Source organism: Streptomyces cyaneus, assembly GCF_004028635.1.
Taxonomy (GTDB): domain Bacteria; phylum Actinomycetota; class Actinomycetes; order Streptomycetales; family Streptomycetaceae; genus Streptomyces; species Streptomyces cyaneus.
The window spans coordinates 306,592-324,123 of the sequence record NZ_RQJW01000009.1; the positions used below are offsets into that span (position 1 = coordinate 306,592).

The following is a 17,532-nucleotide window of genomic DNA, read 5'->3' on the forward strand; positions in this document are numbered from 1 at the left end:
GCGAGCAGTACCTCGTACGCGGGCACTGAGCGACTTGCCGGGCACGCTCCGGAACCGGCGCGACCGAGCCGCGTGACACAGACACTGAGTGCCACGGCTCTGGGAAGCGTCATCACCAGATATTTCCTCCGCCGCTTCGGCGGAACACCGCCCCGGCACGGTCCACACACCAAGGACCGAAGCCGGACAGCACAACCGGTCGCCGAGCCAGACAGGCCGACGTCCGCTCCAGGGAAGGACCCTTCGTGAGCGACACCACCGATCTGATGGGCGCACGTGTCGAGGAGACCGCTGCCGCGCCCGCCACGGACGCCTCCGCGCCTGCCAGCGGTGCCGGCTCCCGGCGGCGCCGCGGTACCGGCCTCGAGGGCATGGTGCTGGCCGAGCTGCAGCAGGTCGCCTCGGGCCTCGGTATCAGGGGCACGGCGCGTATGCGCAAGAGCCAGCTGATCGAGGTCATCAAGGAGGCGCAGGCCGGGGGAGGTGCTGCGGCTCCCAAGGCGGACGCCGCCACCGAGACCAAGCCCAAGCGCCGCGCCACCTCCAAGGCTCGTACCGGCGAAGCCGCCGAGAAGAAGGCGGAGAAGGCGGCTGAGGCCCCCGCCGAGAAGGCCGTGGCCCAGCAGCAGATCGAGATTCCCGGCCAGCCGGCCGGGGGCCCCTCCCGCGCGAGCGACGCCGAGCGTGGGGGAGACGACGCCCCGGCCGAGCGCCGCCGTCGCCGCGCCACCGCCGACGCCGGTGCACCCGCGGCCGCGCCCGAGACGATCGCGGCCGAGCCGAAGGCCGAGACGCCCGCGCAGTCCCAGGCCCAGCAGGGCGACGCCAAGGGCGACGCCGGTGAGGGCGAGGGCCGCCGTCGCGACCGCCGTGAGCGCGGCCGTGACCGTGACCGCGGTGACCGCGGTGACCGTCGCAAGGGCGACGACCAGCAGGGCGGCGGCCGTCAGGACCGCCAGCAGGGCCAGCAGCAGGGCGGCGGTCGTCAGGACCGCCAGGACCGTCAGCGCGACAACGGCCCGCAGGACGACGACGACTTCGAGGGTGGCCGCCGTGGCCGTCGCGGGCGTTACCGCGACCGCCGTGGCCGTCGTGGCCGCGACGAGATGGGCGGCGCGGAGCCGCAGATCAACGAGGACGACGTCCTGATCCCCGTCGCGGGCATCCTGGACATCCTCGACAACTACGCCTTCATCCGTACGTCGGGCTACCTGCCGGGCCCGAACGACGTGTACGTCTCCCTCGCCCAGGTCCGCAAGAACGGCCTGCGCAAGGGCGACCACGTCACCGGCGCGGTCCGTCAGCCCAAGGAAGGCGAGCGGCGCGAGAAGTTCAACGCGCTGGTCCGCCTGGACTCCGTCAACGGCATGGCGCCCGAACACGGCCGTGGCCGCCCGGAGTTCAACAAGCTGACCCCGCTGTACCCGCAGGACCGGCTCCGCCTGGAGACCGACCCGGGCGTGCTGACCACCCGCATCATCGACCTCGTGTCGCCGATCGGTAAGGGCCAGCGCGGTCTGATCGTGGCCCCGCCGAAGACCGGTAAGACCATGATCATGCAGGCGATCGCCAACGCGATCACGCACAACAACCCCGAGTGCCACCTGATGGTCGTCCTCGTCGACGAGCGTCCGGAAGAGGTCACCGACATGCAGCGGTCGGTCAAGGGCGAGGTCATCTCCTCGACCTTCGACCGCCCGGCCGAGGACCACACGACGGTCGCGGAGCTCGCCATCGAGCGTGCGAAGCGGCTCGTCGAGCTGGGCCACGACGTGGTGGTCCTGCTGGACTCCATCACGCGTCTGGGCCGTGCCTACAACCTCGCCGCCCCCGCCTCCGGCCGCATCCTGTCCGGTGGTGTCGACTCGACCGCGCTGTACCCGCCGAAGCGCTTCTTCGGTGCCGCGCGCAACATCGAGGACGGTGGCTCGCTCACCATCCTGGCGACGGCCCTTGTCGACACCGGGTCCCGCATGGACGAGGTGATCTTCGAGGAGTTCAAGGGCACCGGCAACATGGAGCTCAAGCTCGACCGGAAGCTCGCCGACAAGCGCATCTTCCCGGCGGTGGACGTGGACGCGTCCGGCACCCGTAAGGAAGAGATCCTGCTCGGCAACGAAGAGCTGGCGGTCGTATGGAAGCTGCGCCGGGTGCTGCACGCGCTCGACCAGCAGCAGGCGATCGAGCTGCTCCTCGACAAGATGAAGCAGACCAAGTCGAACGTCGAGTTCCTGATGCAGATCCAGAAGACGACGCCGACGCCCGGCAACGGCGACTGAGCACCAGCGCTCCCAGAAGGTCCCTGAAGGCCGCTCCCCGTCAAACAGTGACGGGGAGCGGCCTTTTGGCGCTGATAGGGACGGGCGTGTACGTGCGCCCCTTCCTACTCTTGTGTCTCTGGGGGGACCTTCTTGACCACCACCCTGTCCGGCAGCGGTCGTCACAGACGCCGGATTCGTTTCGGGCTGCCCGTCGCCGCCGCCGGCCTCGCCGCGGCCGTCGCCGCAGCGCTGCTGACCTCGTCCGCGGGGGCCGCTACCGCGCAGCCCAGGCCCACCGTGAAGCCCGCCACCAGTTCGGCCTCGCTCGACGAGCTGGAGCGGCGCGTCGCGGGCGCCGTCGACGGTGACGACACCGCGGGGGAGACGACCAAGAAGTCGTCGTACAGCGCGAGCACCAGCAGCTCCGGTGACTCGACCGTGAGTCCCATGGTGATCGGCGGCACCGAGACCACCATCACCTCGGCGCCCTGGATGGCGCAGCTCTGGTACTACGACGACCAGGGCACCGCCGACGAGGCCGACGACCTCGGGTTCTTCTGCGGTGGCGCCGTCGTCGCGCCCACGAAGATCCTCACCGCCGCGCACTGCGTCAAGGGCTACGACTGGCACGGCTACGGTGCCGTCGTCACCGGCACCGCCCAGCTGCCGACCACCGACGACGCCGGCAACACCGACCTGCACGGCGGGACCGTCACGCTGCCGCACCGGCAGTGGAACCACCCGTCGTACAGCGCGACGACGATCGACAACGACATCGCGGTCATCACGCTGGCCAACCCGGTCCAGGCGACGCCGATCCGCATGACGACGTCCGGCGACACCGCCTCGTACGCCGCCGGGACCAGCGCCAAGGTCTACGGCTGGGGCCGGACCAGCTCCACCACCCAGGACGTCTCCGAGACGCTGAAGACGGCCACGCTGCCCGTCCAGTCCGACAGCACCTGCGCGGGCTACTACGGCAGCGAGTTCATCAAGGGCCACATGGTCTGCGCGGGCCAGCCGGCCAGCGGCAGCGACAGCGGCACCACCTCCGCCTGCAACGGCGACTCCGGCGGGCCGCTCGTCGTCAACGGCCGGATCGTCGGTGTCGTCTCCTGGGGTGTGCAGGACTGCGTCGCCAAGGGCGCGTACAGCGTCTTCGCCAAGGTCAGCAGCTATGTCGGGGCCGCCTACCCGCGGGTCGACGACACCAACGTCAGCGGTGACCACCGGGCCGACATGTGGGTGCGCAACGCCTCCACGAAGGCCGGTTACTCGAAGAACTCCAACGGCACGTCGTTCGCCGCGCGCGAGTCCTGGGGTGACTGGAACGGCGTGAACGTCGTCCTGCAGACCGACCTCGACCGGGACGGCTACCAGGACCTGGTGTACCGGCGCAGCTCCGACGGCGCCATGTTCTGGACGCACTACGTGCAGGCCAGCGGTTCCTGGGCCACCAAGACGCTCTTCACCAACTGGAAGACCCGCACCCGCGTCGTCGCCCCGGGCGACGTCACCGGCGACTACCTGCCCGACCTGCTCTCGGTCGACTCCGGCGGCGCCCTGTGGATCTACCCGGGCAAGGGCACCGGCTCCTTCGCCACCCCGGTCAAGGTCGGCACGGGCTGGAACCAGTACAACTCCCTGCGCGGGCACGGCGACTTCACCGGCGACGGCAAGACCGACCTGATCGCGCGTGCCTCCAGCACCGGCTACCTGTACCTCTACAAGGGGACCGGCAAGTCCGGCACGGGCGCCTTCTCCAGCCGCGTCAAGGTGCGGGAGTGGGCCGGCTACAACGCCTTCGACGCGGTCGGCGACGTCAGCGGCGACGGCAAGGCGGACTTCCTGGCCCGCACGCCCGGAGGCACGCTCTACCTGTACAAGGGCACCGGAAAGGCCACCAGCGAGATCTTCGCCACAAGGATCTCGGTCGGCACTGACTTCAAGCAGTACGACATCTTCGGCTGAAACCGCAGGTGAGACGGGATACACCCGGGATCACCGAATACGGACCGTGCCCACCGCTCCTCGGCGGTGGGCACGGTCCGTTGTGCAACCCTTCTCCGAGTTTCCCCGTCTGACCGGACAGGGTGACGATGGTGTGGTACGGGCCAAATGGCCACGCCTGACCCTGAAAACAGGGGGTAACCGACCGGACGAGAACCGAGGAGCACAGTGTCTGCCGAGAGCACGCCGGAACCCGGCATACCGGGTGGTACCGGCACCACCGGTCCGCGCCACCGCGCCAAGGGCCGTCGCCGCAAGCCCCGCGACAAACGCAAGGGTCTGCTGATCGCGGCGTGGACGACCGCCGGGATCGTGGTTCTGGGCGGCACCGGCGCCGGATATCTGTACTTCAAGCTCAACGGCAACATCAAGAGCGTCAACATCGACCAGGCCCTCGGCACCGACCGGCCGCAAAAGGTCGACAACGGCTCGGAGAACATCCTCGTCCTCGGCTCCGACACCCGCTCCGGCAACAACAAGAAGGTCGGCGGCGGCACCGACGACGGCAGCGCCCGCTCCGACACGGCGATGATCGTCCACGTCTACGAGGGCCACAAGAAGGCCAGCGTGGTCTCCATCCCGCGCGACACCCTCGTCGACCGCCCCCGGTGCACCGACGCAGGCGGCGACACGCATGACGCCGCGTCCGGCGTGATGTTCAACGAGGCGTACGGCACGGGCGGCGCCGCCTGCGCGGTGAAGACCGTCGAGTCCGTCACCGGCATCCGCATGGACCACTACCTGGAGGTCGACTTCGCCGGCTTCCAGAAGCTCATCGACGAACTCGGCGGCGTCGAGGTCACCACCACCAAGGACATCAACGACCCCGACAGCCACCTCAACCTCAAGGCCGGCCCCCACGAGCTCACCGGCAAGCAGGCCCTCGGCCTCGTCCGCACCCGCCACGGCGTCGGCGACGGCTCCGACCTGGGCCGCATCCAGCTCCAGCAGGCCTTCATCAAGGCACTGATCAACCAGGTCAAGGACATCAACCTCTTCGGCAACCCCAAGAGGCTCTACGACCTGGCCAACACCGCCACCAAGACGGTGACCACCGACTCCGACCTCGGCTCGGTCAACAAGCTCATGTCCTTCGCCGGCGGCCTCAAGGGCATCAGCTCCAAGAACATGAACATGGTCACGATGCCGGTCCGGTACGACCCGGCGGACCCGAACCGGGTCCTCGTGGCGAAGACAAAGGCCCAGCTGGTGTGGGATGCCTTGAAGAACGACAAGACGATCCCGAAGTCGGCCACGAAAGGCACGGCCACGGGCGATGCCAAGGGTGTGGTGAGCGCCCCGTAAGGGGCGCGGGGCTGTGTCGATATGCGGCTCTGCCGCGTGGGCGCGATCAACCCCACCGGCCCGCAGGGAACAAACAAGAGCAACCCCCGGTTTTGGCTGATGGACACCAGTCCTGGCAGACTGGTACGTCGGCTCCGGTTCACGCTCCCGCACCCCGCGGCGGCGACCCGGCGCCCTCCCGAAACTAGGAGACACCTTGAAGCGCGACATCCACCCCGAGTACGTCGAGACGCAGGTCAGCTGCACCTGTGGCGCGTCGTTCACCACCCGTAGCACGATCGAGAGCGGCACCATCCGCGCCGAGGTCTGCTCCGAGTGCCACCCGTTCTACACGGGCAAGCAGAAGATCCTCGACACCGGTGGCCGTGTGGCCCGCTTCGAGGCCCGCTTCGGCAAGGCAACCGCCGGCTCCAAGAAGTAGCGAGCTCCAATTCGCCGGTCCACGGTTCGCGGGCCCTCCCTCACGGAGGAGCCCGCACCGGGACCGGCGTTTTTGGTCGCCCGCCCTTCACCCACGTACACACAGGAGCCCAAGATGTTCGAGGCCGTCGAGGACCTGGTCGTTGAGCACGCCGACCTGGAGACGAAGCTCGCCGACCCGTCGGTCCACGCCGACCAGGCGAACGCGCGCAAGCTGAACAAGCGCTACGCCGAGCTCACCCCGATCGTCGCCACGTACCGCTCCTGGAAGCAGACCGGCGACGACATCGAGACGGCGAAGGAACTCGCCGCCGACGACCCGGAGTTCGCCGCCGAGGTCAAGGAGCTGGACAAGCAGCGCGAGGAGCTGACGGAGAAGCTCCGCCTGCTGCTCGTCCCGCGCGACCCCAGCGACGACAAGGACGTCATCCTCGAGATCAAGGCGGGCGCGGGCGGCGACGAGTCGGCGCTGTTCGCCGGCGACCTGCTGCGCATGTACCTGCGCTACGCCGAGCGCGTCGGCTGGAAGACCGAGATCATCGACTCCACCGAGTCCGAGCTCGGCGGCTACAAGGACGTCCAGGTCGCCGTGAAGACCAAGGGCGGCCAGGGTGCCACCGAGCCCGGCCAGGGCGTGTGGGCGCGGCTGAAGTACGAGGGCGGTGTGCACCGCGTGCAGCGCGTGCCGGCGACCGAGTCCCAGGGCCGTATCCACACCTCCGCGGCCGGTGTGCTGGTCACGCCCGAGGCCGAGGAGATCGACGTCGAGATCAACCCGAACGACCTGCGCATCGACGTGTACCGGTCGTCCGGCCCGGGTGGTCAGTCCGTCAACACCACCGACTCCGCCGTGCGCATCACGCACATTCCCACCGGAGTCGTGGCCTCCTGCCAGAACGAGAAGAGCCAGCTGCAGAACAAGGAGCAGGCTATGCGTATCCTGCGCTCCAGGCTGCTCGCAGCGGCGCAGGAGGAGGCCGAGAAGGAGGCCGCCGACGCCCGCCGCAGCCAGGTCCGCACGGTCGACCGCTCCGAGAAGATCCGCACCTACAACTTCCCGGAGAATCGCATCTCGGACCACCGCGTCGGCTTCAAGGCGTACAACCTGGACCAGGTCCTGGACGGCGACCTCGACTCGGTGATCCAGGCCTGCGTCGACGCGGACTCGGCCGCCAAGCTCGCGGCTGCGTAAGGCACGTACGAGTACGACCGGAGGACTTGCGTGCAGCAATTCATTGGGGGGCGATCCCCAAGCCCCCGCAGCGTGCTGCTCGCGGAGGTGGCACAGGCCACCCAGCGGCTGGCCGACGCCGGCGTGCCCTCGCCGCGCAACGACGCGGAGGAGCTCGCCGCGTTCGTGCACGGCGTGAAGCGGGGCGAGCTGCACTCCGTGAAGGACTCGGACTTCGACGCCCGCTACTGGGAGGTCATCGCCCGCCGTGAGCAGCGCGAGCCGCTCCAGCACATCACCGGGCGGGCCTACTTCCGCTATCTCGAACTCCAAGTCGGGCCCGGCGTGTTCGTGCCCCGCCCCGAGACGGAGTCGGTGGTCGGCTGGGCCATAGACGCAGTGCGCGCGATGGACGTCGTCGAGCCCTGCATCGTCGACCTGTGCACCGGCTCCGGCGCCATCGCGCTCGCCCTCGCCCAGGAGGTCCCGCGCTCGCGCGTGCACGCCGTGGAGCTGTCCGAGGACGCCCTGCAGTGGACGCGCAAGAACGTCGAGGGGTCCAGGGTCGACCTGCGTCAGGGCAACGCCCTGGACGCCTTCCCGGACCTCGACGGCCAGGTCGACCTGGTCATCTCCAACCCGCCCTACATCCCGCTCACCGAATGGGAGTACGTCGCTCCCGAGGCGCGGGACTACGATCCCGAACTCGCCCTGTTCTCCGGCGAGGACGGCCTCGACCTCATCCGCGGTCTGGAACGCACCGCACACCGGCTCCTGCGCCCCGGCGGCGTCGTCGTCATCGAGCACGCCGACACCCAGGGCGGCCAGGTGCCGTGGATCTTCACCGAGGAGCGGGGCTGGGCCGACGCGGCCGACCACCCCGACCTCAACAACCGCCCGAGGTTCGCGACCGCCCGCAAGGCGCTGCCGTGACCACCCCCCAGAGTCTTTTCCCGAAGTACGTGTACGAGGAGGCCCGCTGATATGGCACGGCGATACGACACCAACGACGCGACCGACCGCACGACCGGTCTGCGCGAGGCCGCGTCCGCCGTCCGCCGTGGCGAGCTCGTGGTCCTCCCGACCGACACGGTGTACGGCATCGGCGCCGACGCGTTCTCCAAGGAGGCCGTGGGTGACCTGCTGGAGGCCAAGGGGCGGGGCCGCAACATGCCCACCCCTGTGCTGATCGGCTCCCCGAACACGCTCCACGGTCTCGTCACCGACTTCTCCGAGCTGGCCTGGGAGCTGGTCGACGCGTTCTGGCCGGGCGCGCTGACCCTGGTCGCCAAGCACCAGCCGTCCCTGCAGTGGGACCTGGGCGACACCCGGGGCACGGTTGCCGTGCGCATGCCGCTGCACCCGGTCGCCATCGAGCTGCTGACGGAGGTCGGCCCGATGGCGGTCTCGTCGGCGAACCTGACGGGCCACCCCGCCCCCGAGGACTGTGACGCCGCGCAGGAGATGCTCGGCGACTCGGTCTCCGTCTACCTGGACGGCGGCCCGACCCCCGGCAACGTCCCGTCCTCGATCGTCGACGTGACGGGCGAAGTGCCCCTCCTTCTGCGCGCGGGCGCCATCTCCGCGGAAGAGCTGCGGAAGGTCGTACCCGACCTCGAGGTGGCGAATTGACAGCCCCTGAGGCGGGGCGTGGCATAGGCAACGGGGAACGTGCCGCGGAGATCACGACGACGTTCGTCGGGCTTCCGCGCGACAGCTTCCGCATCCTCCACGTCAGCACCGGAAATGTGTGCCGCTCGCCGATCACCGAGCGGCTGACCCGCCATTTCGTGGCGCAGCGGCTCGGTGTGCTCGGCGGCGGGCTGATCGTGGAGAGCGCGGGGACCTGGGGCCATGAGGGCGCCCCGATGGAGGCCAACGCGGAGACGGTCCTCGCCGACTTCGGCGCGGACGCCGCCGGCTTCGTCGGCCGCGAGCTCCTCGACGAGCACGTCATCCGCGCCGACCTGGTCCTGACGGCCACCCGCGACCACCGCGCCCAGGTCATCTCCATGGGCCATTCGGCGGGCCTGCGCACCTTCACCCTCAAGGAGTTCACCCGCCTGGTGAAGGCGATAGACACCGCGACCCTGCCTCCCCTGGAGGACGGCGTGGTCAGCCGCGCACGCGCGCTGGTCCGCGCGGCGGCGGCTCTACGCGGGTGGCTCCTCGCGCCGACGGCGGAGGCGGACGAGGTGTACGACCCGTACGGGGCACCGCTGCCGTTCTTCCGGTCGGTGGGGGACGAGATACACGAGGCGCTGGATCCGGTCGTCACAGCGCTCACCGGAGTACCTGCGCGGGCGTAACAACCGGGCGCCCCTGTCGCCCCGGGCCTACATTGGACGTACGTCACCGTCGACGCACGCCCGGAGCCCACCATGTCGGTCACCCATACCCTCGAGGCCGATGTCCTGCGCCGCCAGGACCCCCAGCTCGCCGACATCCTGCTCGGGGAGCTCGACCGGCAGTCGACGACGCTTCAGCTCATCGCCGCCGAGAATTTCACCTCGCCCGCGGTGCTGGCGGCCCTCGGTTCGGCGCTCGCCAACAAGTACGCCGAGGGCTATCCGGGCGCCCGGTACCACGGCGGCTGCGAGATGGTCGACGTCGCCGAGCGGCTCGCCGTGGAGCGGGCCAAGCTGCTGTTCGGGGCCGAACACGCCAACGTGCAGTCGCACTCGGGGTCTTCGGCCGTCCTCGCCGCGTACGCCGCCCTGCTGCGCCCCGGCGACACCGTGCTCGCCCTCGGGCTGCCGTACGGCGGACACCTCACGCACGGCTCACCCGCCAACTTCTCCGGCCGCTGGTTCGACTTCGTGGGCTACGGGGTGGACGCCGAGACCGGGCTCATCGACTACGACCAGGTGCGCACGCTCGCCCGCAACCACCGGCCCAAGGCCATCGTCTGCGGGTCCATCGCCTACCCGCGCCACATCGACTACGCCCTCTTCCGTGACATCGCCGACGAGGTGGGCGCGTATCTCATCGCCGACGCCGCCCACCCGATCGGGCTCGTCGCCGGGGGAGCGGCGCCGAATCCGGTGCCGTACGCCGATGTCGTGTGCGCCACCACACACAAGGTGCTGCGGGGGCCGCGCGGCGGCATGATCCTGTGCGGCTCGGATCTGGCCGAGCGCGTCGACCGCGCCGTTTTCCCGTTCACCCAGGGCGGCGCGCAGATGCACACCATCGCCGCCAAGGCCGTCGCGTTCGGCGAGGCGGCAACACCGGCGTTCGCGGTGTACGCCCATCAGGTGGTCGCCAACGCGAGGACCCTGGCGGCCGGGCTGGCCGCGGAGGGGCTCGTCGTCACCACGGGCGGCACCGACACCCACCTCATCACCGCAGATCCGGCGCCGCTCGGCGTCGACGGCCGTGACGCGCGGGGACGGCTCGCGGCGGCCGGGATGGTGCTGGACTGCTGCGCGCTGCCGCACGGCGACGCCCGCGGCCTGCGCCTCGGCACGGCGGCCGTGACCACCCAGGGCATGGGGGAGGAGGAGATGGCGTGGCTCGCCGCGCTGCTGGCGAGCGTGCTGCGAGGAGAGCGCGAAAGTCAGAAGGCCCGTGAAGAAGTGCGGGAGCTGGCCGGTAGATTTTCGCCGTATCCCGGCTGAGACGGGGTAGACGCACCTGGGCACCCAGCCACACGTGCAACCATCGTCGCTACCCGGAAGTCCCCACACATATGCGTCGCGTATGTGTCCGTCGCTAGGGTGTGGGGCTGAGATGGCCAGCGAGACTTGTGGGGAAGCCCGTGCGTGAATACCTGCTGACGCTCTGCATCACGGCCGCGGTGACGTATCTGCTGACAGGGCCGGTACGTAAGTTCGCGATCGTGGCCGGAGCGATGCCGGAGATCCGGGCACGCGACGTGCACCGGGAACCCACTCCGCGGCTCGGCGGTATCGCCATGTTCTTCGGCCTGTGCGCGGGCCTGCTGGTCGCCGACCACCTCACCAACCTCAGTGCGGTCTTCGAGAAGTCCAACGAACCGCGGGCGCTGCTCTCCGGAGCGGCGCTCATCTGGCTGATCGGCGTCCTGGACGACAAGTTCGAGATCGACGCCCTGATCAAGCTGGGCGGCCAGATGATCGCCGCCGGCGTCATGGTCATGCAGGGCCTGACGATCCTGTGGCTGCCCATCCCCGGCTTCGGCTCGGTCGCCCTGACCCAGTGGCAGGGCACCCTGCTGACGGTCGCGCTCGTCGTCATCACCATCAACGCGGTCAACTTCGTCGACGGCCTGGACGGCCTCGCGGCCGGCATGGTGTGCATCGCCTCGGCCGCGTTCTTCCTCTACGCCTACCGGGTCTGGGTGTCGTACGGCATCGAGGCCGCCGCCCCGGCCACTCTCTTCGCGGCGATCCTGATGGGCATGTGCCTGGGCTTCCTGCCGCACAACATGCACCCGGCGCGGATCTTCATGGGCGACTCCGGCTCGATGCTGATCGGCCTGGTGCTCGCCGCGGGCGCGATCTCCATCACGGGACAGGTCGACCCGGACGCGCTGAAGCTGTTCGCCGGCTCCGAGAAGGCGGCCGTGCACCAGACGGTGCCGGTCTACATCCCGCTCCTGCTGCCGCTGACGATCATCGCGATCCCGGCCGCCGACCTGGTCCTGGCGATCGTGCGCCGCACCTGGCGCGGCCAGTCGCCGTTCGCCGCCGACCGGGGCCACCTGCACCACCGCCTGCTGGAGATCGGCCACTCGCACAGCCGCGCGGTGCTGATCATGTACTTCTGGTCGGCGCTGATCGCCTTCGGCGCGCTCGCCTACTCCGTGAACTCGGCGTCGATGTGGATCGTGCTCGGCGTGGTGTTCCTCAGCTTCATCGGCCTGGTCCTGCTGCTGCTCCCGCGCTTCACGCCCCGCGCCCCGCGCTGGGCCGAGGCCTTCGTGCCGCCGCGCTACCGCCGCCGCGGCGTCGTCGCCGAGCCCGCGGCCACCACGCCGCAGACCGCTTCCGCGGAGGCGGCTGTGGAGTCCGGGCTCGAGGCCGAGGAGGAGCCGCGCACTCCGGTCGCCGCCGCCGTGGCCGGGGTCAACGGCGCGACCGCCATCGGCGCCCGTTCGCGCTTCCTGGACCGGCGGAAAGCCGGAACGTCGCGCTGACGGGTCAGGTAAGAGCGTGGCCAAGGTAAGAATCTGACTAGAGCATTGCCAAGTCATGGGGGAACGAAGCGCCCCTATACCAGACAAACCGACCGTGTTTTTGCACAGACGCGCACTCTCACTCTCATGTGTGACACCGGGCACACCCCCAGGTAAAGACCTCATCAAATAGTTTGTGATACGGTTCACGAGAACCCCCGGATAGAGCCGAAGGGCCGTAGTGCGACGGTCCATTGGCGTGAGGTTCCCTCTCATCCCGGGACTACGCTCGTCCATGACGACACCCTGCCCCCACCGTGAAAGCGGAGCTGCCGCCATGCCGTCCAATGACGCCCGGAACCTTCTGCAGATCGCTGTGCCTACGGCCGCGGTCGGCGCGGTCGCCGTTGCTGTCAGCGGTGTGATCGCCGGCGGCGAGGGTGCGGTCGGTGCGGCTGTCGGTACGGTGCTGGCCATCCTCTTCATGGGGATCGGCCTGTACGTCCTGCAATGGACGGCAAAAACGCTCCCGCAGTTGTTCCAGGCCATGGGGCTGATGCTGTACGTCGCTCAGCTCCTGCTGCTCCTGATCTTCGTGGCCCTCTTCAAGGACACTTCTCTCTTCAACGCGAAGGCGTTCGCCGCCTCGCTCGTAGTCGCGACCGTCGTGTGGATGGCTGCACAGGCCCGTGCGCACATGAAGGCCAAGATCTTCTACATCGATCCCGACCACGAGAAGAGTGAGAAGTCCGAGAAGACAGGGCCGTCGTCGTGAGGGGTAGGCCCGGGATAAAGGCTTGGGGTATCTCCTGCTATCGTCCGGTGCCAACTGCGGCATCGCGGGCGCGGGCATCTGAGCTGACGCCTGCTCAATCGCGAGGCTTGATGCCCCCCAGCCGCCCTCACATCCGTAACACCAGTCCAGTGCCGACCCGCGGCTGCGCGCCGCGCCGACACAACGAGGTTGCCGTACCCATGCGTCACGCCGAAGGAGCCCGTGGTGAGTGCTGACCAGACCCAGCTCGCCTTTGACTGGAGCTGTCGGATCATGTCCGACAACGGCTGCGGCTTCCCGGCTCCGGGCCTGCACTCGTTCCTCTTCAAGCCGATCGCCACGGTCGGGGGGTTCGAGTTCAACAAGGTGATGCTGCTTGCCCTCATCACCACGCTGCTGGTCGTCACCTTCTTCACACTCGCCTTCAGCAAGGCGAAGGTGGTGCCGGGCAAGCTGCAGATGGTCGCCGAGGCCGGCTACGACTTCGTACGCCGCGGCATCGTGTACGAGACCCTCGGTAAGAAGGAGGGCGAGAAGTGGGTGCCGCTCATGGTCTCCCTCTTCTTCTTCATCTGGATCATGAACATCTGGTCCGTGATCCCGCTGGCGCAGTTCCCGGTGTCGTCGGTCTTCGCCTTCCCGGTGGTCCTTGCCGCCCTCGTCTGGGTCCTCTGGGTCGGGCTGACGTTCAAGCGCCACGGCTTTGTCGGGTTCTTCAAGAACGTCACCGGCTACGACAAGTCGCTGGGTGCGGTGCTGCCGCTGGTCATGGTCATCGAGTTCCTCTCGAACCTCATCGTCCGCCCGTTCACGCACGCGGTGCGACTGTTCGCCAACATGTTCGCCGGTCACCTGATGCTGGTGATGTTCACCGTCGCCTCCTGGTACCTGCTCAACAGCTGGATGATCCCGGCGGCCGGCGTCTCCTTCGTCATGACCATGGTCATGATCCTCTTCGAGCTTTTCGTGCAGGCAGTCCAGGCGTACGTCTTCGTGCTCCTCGCCTGCTCGTACATTCAGGGCGCTCTCGCCGAGCACCACTGAGCCCCGCCCCACCCACCCCCCTGATCGTCCGGTGGCCAACTCCCACCGGTCCGTAAAGAGAAGGAAGAATCAGCATGGCTGCCACTGAGACCCTCGCCGCCGTCTCCGGTTCGCTCGGCTCCATCGGCTACGGCCTCGCCGCGATCGGCCCCGGCGTCGGCGTCGGCATCATCTTCGGTAACGGCACCCAGGCCCTGGCCCGTCAGCCCGAGGCCGCCGGTCTGATCCGTGCCAACCAGATCCTCGGCTTCGCCTTCTGTGAGGCGCTCGCCCTCATCGGCATCGTTATGCCGTTCGTGTTCGGTAAGTAATCACCCCTTACTCGACACGCATCGACGAAAGGCACTGATGTGATCGACAACCTGGTGCGGCTTGCGGCCGAGGAAGAGCAGAACCCGCTCATTCCTCCGGGCCCCGAGCTGCTCGTCGGCACCATCGCCTTCGCCATCGTGTTCTTCTTCTTCTGGAAGAAGCTGCTTCCGAACATCAACAAGGTTCTGGAAGAGCGCCGCGAGGCGATCGAAGGTGGTATTGAGAAGGCCGAGGCGGCGCAGGTCGAGGCGCAGAGCGTCCTCGAGCAGTACAAGGCCCAGCTCGCCGAGGCCCGGCACGAGGCTGCTCGTCTGCGCCAGGAGGCGCAGGAGCAGGGCGCCACGCTCATCGCCGAGATGCGCGCGGAAGGCCAGCGGCAGCGCGAGGAGATCGTCGCCGCCGGTCACGCGCAGATCGAGGCCGACCGCAAGGCCGCCGCGTCCGCGCTGCGCCAGGACGTCGGCAAGCTCGCCACCGACCTGGCGGGCAAGCTCGTCGGCGAGTCCCTCGAGGACCACGCCCGGCAGAGCCGCGTCATCGACCGCTTCCTCGACGAGCTCGAGGAGAAGGCCGAGGCCGGACGATGAACGGAGCGAGCCGCGAGGCCCTGGCAGCCGCACGTGAGCGTCTCGACGCGCTGACGGACAACACGTCCGTGAACGCCGGGCAGCTCGCCGACGAGCTGGCCGCCGTCACCGCGCTGCTCGACCGCGAGGTGTCGCTGCGTCGGGTCCTCACCGACCCGGCGCAGGCCGGCGAGGCCAAGGCGGAGCTGGCCCAGCGCCTGCTCGGCGGCCAGGTCAGCGGCGAGGCCGCCGACCTGCTGGCCGGCATGGTGCGCTCCCGTTGGTCGCAGTCGCGTGACCTGGTGGACGCGCTGGAGCAGCTGGCGGACACCGCCGACCTCACCGCCGCCCAGCAGGCGGGCACGCTCGACGACGTCGAGGACGAGCTGTTCCGGTTCGGCCGGATCGTCGCCTCGAACACCGGGCTGCGCGCCGCGCTGACCGACCGGTCTGCCACCACCTCGGCCAAGGGCGAGCTGCTGCGCAGCCTGCTCGGCGGCCGGGCCAAGGCGACCACCGAGCGTCTGGTGACGCGTCTTGTGACCGCGCCGCGTGGACGTAGCCTGGAGTCGGGACTGGAGTCCCTGTCCAAGCTCGCCGCCGATCGCCGGGAGCGCATGGTGGCCGTCGTCACCTCGGCGGTACCGCTGAGCGACCAGCAGAAGCAGCGCCTGGGCGCCGCCCTCGCGAAGGTCTACGGCCGCAAGATGCACCTCAACCTCGACGTGGACCCCGAGGTCCTCGGCGGAATCCGGGTGCAGGTCGGCGACGAGGTCATCAACGGCTCCCTCGCGGACCGCATCGAGGACGCCGGCCGCCGCCTGGCGAGCTGAGCAGCAACTCAATAGGCAGTACGTACTTACGACGGCCCTGGTTGGGCCGTGCAGAAGAATCCTGGGGGTCGCCCCCAGACCCCCAAAGTGAAACTTCGGGCCCAACAAGGAGAGCAGGGAACCCAGATGGCGGAGCTCACGATCCGGCCGGAGGAGATCCGGGACGCGCTGGAGACGTTCGTCCAGTCGTACAAGCCGGACGCGGCCTCGCGCGAGGAGGTCGGTACGGTCACCCTTGCCGGCGACGGCATCGCGAAGGTCGAGGGTCTGCCCTCGGCCATGGCCAACGAACTGCTGAAGTTCGAGGACGGCACCCTCGGCCTCGCCCTCAACCTCGAGGAGCGCGAGATCGGTGCCATCGTCCTCGGTGAGTTCAGCGGCATCGAGGAGGGTCAGCCGGTCTCCCGTACCGGTGAGGTCCTCTCCGTGGCCGTCGGCGAGGGCTACCTCGGCCGCGTCGTCGACCCGCTCGGCAACCCGATCGACGGCCTCGGCGAGATCGAGACCAGCGGTCGTCGTGCCCTGGAGCTGCAGGCTCCGGGCGTCATGGCCCGTAAGTCGGTGCACGAGCCGATGGAGACCGGCTACAAGGCCGTCGACGCGATGACCCCGATCGGCCGTGGCCAGCGTCAGCTGATCATCGGTGACCGCCAGACCGGCAAGACCGCCCTGGCCGTCGACACGATCATCAACCAGCGCGACAACTGGCGCACCGGCGACCCGAACAAGCAGGTCCGCTGCATCTACGTCGCCATCGGTCAGAAGGGCTCGACGATCGCGTCGGTCCGCCGCGCGCTGGAGGAGAACGGCGCGCTGGAGTACACGACCATCGTCGCCGCCCCGGCGTCCGACCCGGCCGGCTTCAAGTACCTGGCGCCGTACACCGGTTCGGCCATCGGCCAGCAGTGGATGTACGAGGGCAAGCACGTCCTCATCATCTTCGACGACCTCTCGAAGCAGGCCGACGCCTACCGCGCCGTGTCCCTGCTGCTGCGCCGCCCGCCGGGCCGTGAGGCCTACCCGGGTGACGTCTTCTACCTGCACTCCCGTCTGCTGGAGCGCTGCGCGAAGCTCTCCGACGAGATGGGCGCGGGCTCGATGACCGGTCTGCCGATCGTCGAGACCAAGGCCAACGACGTCTCGGCGTTCATCCCGACCAACGTCATCTCCATCACCGACGGCCAGTGCTTCCTGGAGTCGGACCTGTTCAACGCCGGTCAGCGCCCCGCGCTGAACGTCGGTATCTCCGTCTCCCGAGTCGGTGGTTCCGCGCAGCACAAGGCGATGAAGCAGGTCTCCGGTCGTCTGCGCGTCGACCTCGCCCAGTTCCGTGAGCTGGAGGCGTTCGCCGCCTTCGGTTCCGACCTGGACGCCGCGTCGAAGGCGCAGCTGGAGCGCGGTCAGCGCATGGTCGAGCTGCTGAAGCAGGCGCAGTACGAGCCGATGTCCACCGAGGACCAGGTCGTCTCCGTCTGGGCCGGCACCACCGGCAAGATGGACGACGTGCCGGTCGTCGACATCCGCCGCTTCGAGAAGGAGCTCCTGGAGTACCTGCACCGCAAGGAGCAGGGCCTCATGACCTCCATCAAGGAGGGCGGCAAGATGTCGGACGACACCCTCGGCGCCGTCGCCGACGCCATCGCGGAGTTCAAGAAGCAGTTCGAGACCGCGGACGGCAAGCTCCTCGGCGAAGAGGCTCCGGCCGCCCCGAAGGCGACCAGCGCCTCCAAGTGACGT

16 protein-coding genes are annotated in these 17,532 nt (G+C 69.0%); all 16 read left to right on the forward strand.

Going from position 1 to position 17,532, the window contains the following annotated elements; all coding sequences use genetic code 11:
* The first annotated feature begins 245 nt into the window (after window positions 1-245).
* On the forward strand, window positions 246-2,279 hold the full coding sequence (rho, locus tag EHO50_RS31745; protein ID WP_128434674.1) for a transcription termination factor Rho: 2,034 nt from the start codon (window positions 246-248) through the stop codon (window positions 2,277-2,279).
* A 174-nt stretch (window positions 2,280-2,453) separates the two neighbouring features.
* Window positions 2,454-4,232: a trypsin-like serine protease gene (locus tag EHO50_RS31750; protein WP_128434779.1), complete on the forward strand. Its 1,779-nt coding sequence runs from the start codon at window positions 2,454-2,456 to the stop codon at window positions 4,230-4,232.
* A 207-nt stretch (window positions 4,233-4,439) separates the two neighbouring features.
* Complete coding sequence (locus EHO50_RS31755; RefSeq protein WP_128434675.1) at window positions 4,440-5,576, forward strand: LCP family protein; 1,137 nt, start codon at window positions 4,440-4,442, stop codon at window positions 5,574-5,576.
* Window positions 5,577-5,772: 196 nt separating this feature from the next.
* Window positions 5,773-5,997, forward strand: a complete 225-nt coding sequence (gene rpmE / locus EHO50_RS31760; RefSeq protein WP_062709720.1) for a 50S ribosomal protein L31 — start codon at window positions 5,773-5,775, stop codon at window positions 5,995-5,997.
* Between the two features lie 114 nt (window positions 5,998-6,111).
* Entirely contained in the window at window positions 6,112-7,188 is a 1,077-nt protein-coding gene (gene prfA / locus EHO50_RS31765) for a peptide chain release factor 1 (protein ID WP_128434676.1), read from the forward strand.
* 72 nt (window positions 7,189-7,260) lie between these two features.
* Window positions 7,261-8,100, forward strand: a complete 840-nt coding sequence (gene prmC, locus EHO50_RS31770) for a peptide chain release factor N(5)-glutamine methyltransferase (protein ID WP_128434677.1) — start codon at window positions 7,261-7,263, stop codon at window positions 8,098-8,100.
* Window positions 8,101-8,151: 51 nt separating this feature from the next.
* Window positions 8,152-8,799, forward strand: coding sequence for an L-threonylcarbamoyladenylate synthase (locus tag EHO50_RS31775; protein WP_128434678.1), 648 nt, complete (start codon window positions 8,152-8,154; stop codon window positions 8,797-8,799).
* Window positions 8,796-9,476 (forward strand): arsenate reductase/protein-tyrosine-phosphatase family protein, encoded by a 681-nt coding sequence (locus EHO50_RS31780; RefSeq protein ID WP_128434679.1) that lies wholly within the window; start codon window positions 8,796-8,798, stop codon window positions 9,474-9,476. Before EHO50_RS31775 ends, EHO50_RS31780 begins: the two co-directional genes overlap by 4 nt.
* Window positions 9,477-9,548: 72 nt before the next feature.
* On the forward strand, window positions 9,549-10,787 hold the full coding sequence (locus tag EHO50_RS31785) for a serine hydroxymethyltransferase (protein WP_128434680.1): 1,239 nt from the start codon (window positions 9,549-9,551) through the stop codon (window positions 10,785-10,787).
* Window positions 10,788-10,927: 140 nt separating this feature from the next.
* Window positions 10,928-12,286, forward strand: coding sequence for an MraY family glycosyltransferase (locus EHO50_RS31790; RefSeq protein WP_128434681.1), 1,359 nt, complete (start codon window positions 10,928-10,930; stop codon window positions 12,284-12,286).
* A 316-nt stretch (window positions 12,287-12,602) separates the two neighbouring features.
* Complete coding sequence (locus EHO50_RS31795; protein ID WP_128434682.1) at window positions 12,603-13,040, forward strand: Cg1360 family ATP-synthase-associated protein; 438 nt, start codon at window positions 12,603-12,605, stop codon at window positions 13,038-13,040.
* 225 nt (window positions 13,041-13,265) lie between these two features.
* Complete coding sequence (gene atpB, locus EHO50_RS31800) at window positions 13,266-14,084, forward strand: F0F1 ATP synthase subunit A (RefSeq protein ID WP_484422071.1); 819 nt, start codon at window positions 13,266-13,268, stop codon at window positions 14,082-14,084.
* Window positions 14,085-14,158: 74 nt separating this feature from the next.
* The gene (locus EHO50_RS31805; RefSeq protein WP_015657805.1) at window positions 14,159-14,395 is read left to right on the forward strand and encodes an ATP synthase subunit c family protein; all 237 of its coding nucleotides are present in this window, start codon (window positions 14,159-14,161) and stop codon (window positions 14,393-14,395) included.
* A 39-nt stretch (window positions 14,396-14,434) separates the two neighbouring features.
* Window positions 14,435-14,983 (forward strand): F0F1 ATP synthase subunit B, encoded by a 549-nt coding sequence (locus tag EHO50_RS31810; RefSeq protein ID WP_128434683.1) that lies wholly within the window; start codon window positions 14,435-14,437, stop codon window positions 14,981-14,983.
* Entirely contained in the window at window positions 14,980-15,795 is an 816-nt protein-coding gene (locus tag EHO50_RS31815; protein WP_128434684.1) for a F0F1 ATP synthase subunit delta, read from the forward strand. Before EHO50_RS31810 ends, EHO50_RS31815 begins: the two co-directional genes overlap by 4 nt.
* Before the next feature lie 126 nt (window positions 15,796-15,921).
* On the forward strand, window positions 15,922-17,529 hold the full coding sequence (gene atpA / locus EHO50_RS31820; RefSeq protein ID WP_128434685.1) for a F0F1 ATP synthase subunit alpha: 1,608 nt from the start codon (window positions 15,922-15,924) through the stop codon (window positions 17,527-17,529).
* Window positions 17,530-17,532: the final 3 nt, after the last annotated feature.